Consider the following 524-nt stretch of genomic DNA (forward strand, 5'->3'; position numbering starts at 1 on the left):
GGTTTTGTCTTCTCAGGAGTTTCTCCAGACAATCGTTTGGTCGAAATTGTGGAAATTCCTGAAAATAAATTTTTTGTAGCTTGTCAGTATCACCCTGAACTTTCCAGCCGTCCAAACCGTCCAGAAGAGCTCTACACTGCCTTTGTCACTGCAGCGGTTGAAAATAGCAATTAGAAAAATTCGAACCTTTGAGAACAATCTCAGAGGTTTTTTATTCATTTAGAAAAGTCTTGCTAACTCAGGCGCTTGATAATAAGAATCAGAAGTTTTCTTTCTACAGTAATGGATGAGATTTTCCTTGCTCGTATACGGCTTCCCTATTTGTCCTAGCGCCCTTTTTGTGTTACAATGAAAGGTATGAAAGCTAAGAAATTATGGATGACTGGCTTGACTGTGGCTGGTCTAAGCGCCCTTGCTTTGGGGGCTAAAAAAGCAGCAGATAACCACAAACTCATGAAGACGCAAGAAGAGTTGACCGCTATCGTGCGCGAACTTTTCTCAGATATGGGTGAGATTGCGACTCT

2 protein-coding genes are annotated in these 524 nt (G+C 41.6%); both read left to right on the plus strand.

Annotated features, from left to right (window positions below):
• Nucleotides 1-174, plus strand: a 174-nt coding sequence (locus GMD6S_RS12450; RefSeq protein ID WP_008295337.1) for a glutamine amidotransferase-related protein, incomplete at its 5' end; no start/stop codon positions are given.
• 174 nt (nt 175-348) lie between these two features.
• A partial coding sequence (locus GMD6S_RS10105) for a DUF4651 domain-containing protein (RefSeq protein ID WP_044141116.1) occupies nt 349-524 on the plus strand: 176 nt, incomplete at its 3' end.

Source organism: Streptococcus sp. GMD6S, assembly GCF_000297015.1.